The sequence below is a fragment of the Pseudoalteromonas sp. SCQQ13 genome, assembly GCF_015864415.1.
GTDB classification, from domain to species: Bacteria; Pseudomonadota; Gammaproteobacteria; order Enterobacterales; family Alteromonadaceae; genus Pseudoalteromonas; species Pseudoalteromonas nigrifaciens.
Genome location: NZ_JADYXG010000025.1, coordinates 36,558 through 42,557, shown reverse-complemented (window position 1 = coordinate 42,557; position 6,000 = coordinate 36,558). Strand labels below are relative to the sequence as shown.

Sequence of the window (6,000 nt, the reverse complement as noted above, 5' to 3'; positions counted from 1 at the left end):
GGGCATGATGGATTTGAACCATCGACCAATTGATTAAAAGTCAACTGCTCTACCAACTGAGCTAATGCCCCGCTCTGGGTGCTTAATTTAATAATTAATTAAGCTTACGTAAATCCGCCGATAATAGACCATTATTACTATAAATATAATGGTGGGTCATGATGGATTTGAACCATCGACCAATTGATTAAAAGTCAACTGCTCTACCAACTGAGCTAATGACCCGCTCTATTTTTGTCGCATTTCGAGTGGGGTAACCATTCGTTTGCTGCGGGCGCTTATAATACTTATTTATAAAATGAGTGCAACCGAAATTGTCTCTTTTTTTAAGTTTTTATGCTTAGCTGAACAATTTTAGACCGCTTATGACAAAAAGCAGCCTAATCAAGTCTCTTGTATTAATTTTATAAGCGCTTTGTGGCCAATTTTGCAGCAGTGGTACTTGGATACTGATTAATTAAATCGTTCAGTATTTTTTGCGCTTCGGCTGCTAAATTTTGCTCTTGTAGCAAAGTGCCTAACTTTAACATGGCATCTGGGCGCTTATTTGAATTTGGAAATTCATTAACCACCACTTTAAAATGCTCCGTTGCTTTAGCTGGGCTATTTTTTATCGTGAGCAGCTGCCCAAGCCAATAATGTGCATTTGATGCATACACAGAATTTGGGTAGGTAGTTAAAAAAGTTTGAAACTCTGGGATCGCCTGATCATAGCGTTTATCTTTCATTATTAACGCAACAGCACGCTCGTATGCTTCGTTTTCAGATAAATCGGCACTGTATGTCTGAGTATCGCTAGCTTGCGTGTGATCAACTGCAGGCGCTGTAGCAGCTGGTTGACTATAGGCTTGGCTTACGCGGTTTTCAATTTCTTGATAAAGCTCGCGCTGACGCTGCAGCACTTTTTCTAGCTTATAACTTTGCTCTTCGGTTACACCACGAATTTGGCTTACTTCATCTTGCAATAAATTAAGCTGTTGCTGTAACTCAACTTGTAAAAAGTTACGTTGTTGCATCATATTCTCTAACGACGCTAAACGCTTTTCAATACTCGATTGTGAACTTGCAGCTTCTGAAACAGGAGCGGGAGCAGCCATTAACTGGGTGCTCCCGCTCAATATCATGGCTGCCAAAATAATTTTCGGCTTCATAATATCTCTTATCTTAGTAAACTAGTACCGCACGGCGGTTTTTAGCGAAAGCTGATTCAGTGCGAGATTTAACCATAGGTTTCTCTTCACCGTAGCTTACCACTGACATTTGGCTTGCAGAAACACCTAAGCTTTGTAGGTATTTTTCAACTGCTTGGCCACGGTGCTCACCTAGCGCAATATTGTACTCTGGCGTACCGCGCTCATCTGCGTGGCCTTCAATAAGTACTTTAACAGATGAGTTTTGAACTAAAAACTCAGCGTGTGCGCGTAATAAATCAGCGTACTTGCCTTCAACTGTCGCTTTATCAAAATCAAAGTAAATTACTTGCTCTTGACGAAGTGCTTCGTATTTTTGACGAAGTTGCTCTTCTGCACGTTGCTCTGGCGAAATTGTCGCTACTTCAACTGTGTCAGTATTTGTTGATTGCTCAACCATACCTTGATTTGATTGGTTAGCTGCGCCTTCATCTATATCTGAAGATGAGCTACAAGCTGCTAAAGCCATTACTGGCACAGCAATTAGCAGGCCTTTAAGTATTTTATTAAGTTGCATTGAGTAGATTCCTATTTTGAGTAAACCAGCAATTATTACTGTAAATATGGCGACCAAGCTGGCGCCTTTACTTGTCCGTCTAGCACAGGTAACCGTGCTTTAAAGCGACCGTCCATCGATACCAGCGCAAGTACCTGTTTATTATTATGAAGCGTGCTATATATAATCATCGAGCCATTTGGCGCTATACTCGGTGATTCATCAAGGCGAGTTCGTGTTAATACTTGAAACGCACCTGTAGCCAGCTCTTTTTTAGCAAGATGGTACTGCCCGTTGGTACGGTTAACCATCACTAATTCTTTGCCATCGGGTGTTATTGAACCTGCTAGGTTCATATCACCGTCAAAGCTTAATCTTTGTGTTCTGCCAGTTTTTAAATTTAACTTATAAATCTGGGCATTACCACCCCTTTCAGATGTAAATACAATATCTTGGCCATTAGGATGCCACGATGGCTCTGTATCTATACTGCGATGACGAGTAAGACGCGTTTCTTTGCGTGTTACTAAGTCTAGTAAATAAACTTCGGTTGCACCGGTTTTATCTTTTGAAAGTACTAATAGTAACTTTTTACCATCGGGCGAAAACTGCGGTGCACCGTTAATACCAGGGTAACTAGTAACCAATTCACGTTTACCTGAGTATAGGTCTTGAATGTAAATTTGGCTCTGACGATTTTCAAACGTTACATAGGCTAACTTAGTGCCATCGGGCGACCATGCTGGCGACATTAACGGCTCTTTAGAGCGCAGTAATACTTGCTCATTAAAACCATCGTAATCAGAAACTACCAGTTGATAAGGTCTGTCGTCATTATCACGTACTATAACATAGGCTATTTTAGTTAAAAATGCGCCTTTTTCACCGGTTAACTTTTCGTAAATCACATCACTTATACGGTGTGAATAACGACGAAAGCCGGTGTCGCTAATAATACTTTCACGTGCTTCTAAAATATGGTCTTGGTTTTTAATTAATTTACCGTTAGTCATCATTTGCGTTTGACCACCGGTAATTTGCCCACGAATAACATCAACCAGTTCATAACGCACCAAGTAGCGGCCATTAGATTGCTGCTCAACTTCGCCAACTAATATCGCCTCTACTCCTTTGTTTACCCAAGAAGCATAGTTAATATCGCTATCTTTACTTGGCTGTTGCGGCATTTGTGCTACATCTACAGGCTTAAATTTACCACTGCGCATTAAATCTGCAGCAATAACTTCGCTGATTTTTTGTGGAATAGGGCCAATACCTTGATACTTAAATGGCACAATAGCAATTGGTCGTGCGCCATCTATACCCTCTGTTATTACAATTTCCAGAGCTGCATTTGCAACGCCCTGAAAACCCAATAATAAAATTAAACAGGCTACTTTTACTTTGTTGAACATATCATTCCTTTAAAATTCTGGCTTGATTGTTAAATTTATATTCTTAAGTTGGTCGAATACGTCTTTATCTTTTGATACCGGTAATGTGTCGGCCATACGCACCGCTCTTAATGCAGCTTCACACACTAATCTATCGCCGCCTAATGAAGTCACTTGCGTTACTAAGCCATTAAAGCCTAAACGAATGTTAACTCGGCACTGCTGATTTTTCATTTTTTCGTCAATAAGTAAGTTTTGCTGTATACGCGCCATTATTAATGCACGGTACTTATCTACTTCACTCACTACTTGTTGTTGGCGTATTTTACTGCGGGCAGCCTGCTCTTTAGCAAGTTGCTCTTGTAACATTTGCTCTTGCATTGCTTGCTCACGCTTACGTTCGGCTTCTGCTTCGCGTTTTTTGCGTTCAGCTTGTGCTTTTTTAAGCGCATCTTCCTCAGCTTTGCGTTTATCAGCGGCAGCCTTTGCAGCGTTTTCAGACTCTTGCTTTTGCTTTTCGGCTTGCTTAGCTTTAGCACGCTCTTGCTGCTCTATGGCACGTGCTTTTTTAGCTTGTGCTTGCGCCTCTGCCGTTTCTTTCTCTTTGGCTTTACGCTGTTGCTCTAACTTTTTAATTTGTCGTGCTTCTGATTCTCGCTCTTTGCGCGCATTACTAGCTCTGCGCTCTAAATCGCGAATACGTTTGTCTTCAGCTCGCTTTTGATCGTCTTCTTTTTTTCTAAGTTGCGCAATTTTTTGCTCAACCTGTTTTTGATCAACCGTTACCGCAGACACCGCTTTATCTACATCGGGAATAGCCGAATTAAGTGTAACTTCCATTACCTTAGGCGCTGGCGGATGAATATTTGCGGTGGCATACAAAAACCCACCTAATGCCACATGTAAAAGTACTGATTTAATTAATGGTGTTTGCATAAGGCTACTTCGTCCCCTCAAAGGATTCTGTCATTAACCCTACCGATGGCACGCCTGCTCTTTTTAAAAAGTCCATTAATAGTAATACTTCTTGATATGACACTTTGCCCGAGCCTTTTATCATTACAGGTACATCTGGATTTTTCATCAGCTGTAACTTAATTACGGCAGCTACATCTAGCGCTTCCATTGGCTCTTCAGGGTCGGTGCCTACGCTTACATAGTATCGGCCATCAGCATCTATAGAGGCAATAATAGGTGGCGTATCTTTAGTATCAACTAAGTCTGACTCTTCCATTTTTGGTAAGTCAACTTTAACACCGTGAGTAATAAGTGGTGCTGTAGCCATAAATATAATTAGTAGTACCAACATTACATCAATGTAAGGCACTACATTAATTTCTGCGACCGGACGGCGCTTTTTACGCTGATACATTCGCTTGGGCCTCTATTTGAGTAGCTGCTTGACGGTGTAGGATATTAGCAAACTCTTCCATAAAGTTAATGTAATGCGTTTCTAATTTTTCAACTTTATTAGCAAAACGGTTATAAGCAATAACAGCTGGAATAGCTGCAAATAAACCCATTGCAGTAGCAATCAACGCTTCAGCAATACCTGGTGCTACCATTTGTAGCGTAGCTTGCTTAACTTCGCCCAGTGCAATAAAGGCATTCATTATGCCCCATACTGTACCAAACAAGCCTATATATGGACTAATTGAGCCCACGGTTGCTAAAAATGACAAACTTGATTCTAATTTTTCTACCTCACGCGAAAGCGCCACGCGCATGGAGCGATGTGTGCCTTCCATAACAATGCCAGCACTTTGAAATGTATTTTTTTTATGACGTGCAAACTCTTTAAAGCCAGCGGTAAATAATGCTTCTATACCTTTTGATTGCCCACTACGTGATGAAATTTCGCTATACAGCTTACTTAAATCAATTCCAGACCAAAACTTTTGTTCGAACTTTTTGGCATTACTTAAAGCGTCTGAGATTGCTTTTTTACGCTGAAAAATAATAGCCCACGACATTACCGACATCGCTACTAACGCTAGCATCACTAGTTGCACAAGCAAACTTGCTTCTAGAATTAGATCTAAAAAATTAAGCCCTGATCCCACGTTAAACTCCTAAAAAATTAAAAACACATCAAATTGATTTATTTGGATAATATGACCTTACACCAGAACTACAAAGGGTAAGCGTCTAAAATTGTAGCTAGTGTATATAGTGTATTTCCCGCTTACAACGATCTTGCTATGAATAGACAACAAAAAACGTTAAAAAATTCTTTTATTTTTATTAAACCGTAAAATAACCCGTTTATTATAATTGCGTAATTAATATTAGTGTTTATTAATGCGCTATTATAAAGGTAACACTCAGTTAAATTAGCTGTTTATTCAAAATATAAGCATAAGCACGCAAAACAACCTAAGGTTTACTTTAACGTAATAGTAAAACTAATACCGAAATTTACTGTAAAATACAATATAAGCAAATAATTTCATAAAGTTATAATGTTAACGATTAATTAACGTGCAATAATTGAACATTCATAAAAAGCATTCAGATTAGTTTTTTTTATCTGAAATTATAAATTTTCTAGTTTGAACAAAAAACAACTCTTCGGTATTATTACCTCATACCGAACTAACGCATTAAATGAAAGTTTTCATTGCACCCAGTTCTTCGTAATATGACATTTCATCGTATTACATTGTTTTACTTTTTTAGGATAAAACCTAAGTAAGTAAAATAGAGTTCCCAAGATTACTTCCTTCAACTTGTTGTTTGCCCGCATTATTTGCGGGCTTTTTTTTGCCCATAAATAATCTTCATAACATTAATACCTAGGTATTAAGTTAGCATCACAACTTTAGCGTTTATAACAATTGCATAAAGCCTAAGCTAGTGCGCCACAGCAAACCACCTATTAGTTAACACCAGCAATATAACGCAGGCACAATAACCTTGA

At 39.1% G+C, this 6,000-nt stretch carries 6 protein-coding genes and 1 tRNA gene; all 7 read right to left on the bottom strand.

Going from position 1 to position 6,000, the window contains the following annotated elements:
• Positions 1-149: 149 nt before the first annotated feature.
• The 7 genes from I6F41_RS16315 to tolQ all read right to left on the bottom strand — a co-directional run bounded on the left by I6F41_RS16315 (position 150) and on the right by tolQ (position 5,143).
• A tRNA-Lys gene (locus I6F41_RS16315) sits at positions 150-225 on the bottom strand.
• A gap of 179 nt (positions 226-404) precedes the next feature.
• Positions 405-1,151 carry a tol-pal system protein YbgF gene (gene ybgF / locus I6F41_RS16310; RefSeq protein ID WP_197108770.1) on the bottom strand — a complete coding sequence of 249 codons (747 nt, stop codon included), beginning with the start codon at positions 1,149-1,151 and terminating at the stop codon, positions 405-407.
• 13 nt (positions 1,152-1,164) lie between these two features.
• Positions 1,165-1,707 (bottom strand): peptidoglycan-associated lipoprotein Pal, encoded by a 543-nt coding sequence (pal, locus tag I6F41_RS16305; protein ID WP_011328542.1) that lies wholly within the window; start codon positions 1,705-1,707, stop codon positions 1,165-1,167.
• Positions 1,708-1,742: 35 nt separating this feature from the next.
• On the bottom strand, positions 1,743-3,101 hold the full coding sequence (tolB, locus tag I6F41_RS16300; protein ID WP_011328543.1) for a Tol-Pal system beta propeller repeat protein TolB: 1,359 nt from the start codon (positions 3,099-3,101) through the stop codon (positions 1,743-1,745).
• A 9-nt stretch (positions 3,102-3,110) separates the two neighbouring features.
• Entirely contained in the window at positions 3,111-4,016 is a 906-nt protein-coding gene (tolA, locus tag I6F41_RS16295) for a cell envelope integrity protein TolA (protein ID WP_011328544.1), read from the bottom strand.
• 4 nt (positions 4,017-4,020) lie between these two features.
• On the bottom strand, positions 4,021-4,452 hold the full coding sequence (gene tolR / locus I6F41_RS16290) for a protein TolR (RefSeq protein ID WP_041454479.1): 432 nt from the start codon (positions 4,450-4,452) through the stop codon (positions 4,021-4,023).
• Entirely contained in the window at positions 4,439-5,143 is a 705-nt protein-coding gene (tolQ, locus tag I6F41_RS16285; RefSeq protein ID WP_041454480.1) for a protein TolQ, read from the bottom strand. Before tolQ ends, tolR begins: the two co-directional genes overlap by 14 nt.
• Positions 5,144-6,000: the final 857 nt, after the last annotated feature.

Excerpts from the sequence above, each read along its gene's own strand:
- ybgF (WP_197108770.1), bottom strand. The coding sequence starts at position 1,151 with ATGAAGCCGAAAATTATTTTGGCAGCCATGATATTGAGCGGGAGCACC.
- pal (WP_011328542.1), bottom strand. The coding sequence starts at position 1,707 with ATGCAACTTAATAAAATACTTAAAGGCCTGCTAATTGCTGTGCCAGTA.
- tolB (WP_011328543.1), bottom strand. The coding sequence starts at position 3,101 with ATGTTCAACAAAGTAAAAGTAGCCTGTTTAATTTTATTATTGGGTTTT.
- tolA (WP_011328544.1), bottom strand. The coding sequence starts at position 4,016 with ATGCAAACACCATTAATTAAATCAGTACTTTTACATGTGGCATTAGGT.
- tolR (WP_041454479.1), bottom strand. The coding sequence starts at position 4,452 with ATGTATCAGCGTAAAAAGCGCCGTCCGGTCGCAGAAATTAATGTAGTG.